Origin of the sequence: Streptomyces sp. DH12, assembly GCF_020873895.1 — a bacterium.
Classification (GTDB): domain Bacteria; phylum Actinomycetota; class Actinomycetes; order Streptomycetales; family Streptomycetaceae; genus Streptomyces.
The window spans coordinates 1-472 of record NZ_JAHWGT010000893.1; the positions used below are offsets into that span (position 1 = coordinate 1).

The 472-nt window shown below is 63.3% G+C and carries 1 pseudogene; it reads right to left on the bottom strand.

The window, feature by feature from the left end:
- Positions 1 to 173 (bottom strand): annotated as a pseudogene (locus LPA54_RS37645) (xylosidase); the annotation flags it as partial.
- Positions 174 to 472: the final 299 nt, after the last annotated feature.

The window sequence follows — 472 nt, forward strand, 5'->3', positions numbered from 1 at the left end:
GTGTCGCCGACGCGCATGATGTCGATGTCCGCGAAGTCCTGCCAGATCACCGGGTTCGTGTACTGGGCCGCGGCCGCGAGGGCGGGCCCATGGGGGAGGAGGGCGCCGGCGGTCAGGCCGGTGGCGGCCGCGAGGGTGCGGCGTCGGGTGAGGGGTTGGTGTGACCATGACATATCCATGGATGTGCTCACCTCGAGTTCGTCGGTCGGAGTGGCCCTGTCGCATTCGATATATCGAACATAGTGCGAGGTATCGAGCATTCTGGATGATAGGAGGGTGGCCTGCCCCGTCAACCCCTCTTCCGTAAGTCGTGCCGCTCTGTCCTCATGCCGATCACGCGACACCTCTTGCTTCTCGGGGAGGTGTTGACAGAGACGGCCGCCTCTCTAGTATCCGTGGGGCGTCCGAAGTTTCCGAACGTCGATCGAAATTTCGAACCTTTCCCTCCGCCCTTCCCCTTCCCTGCCGAAGG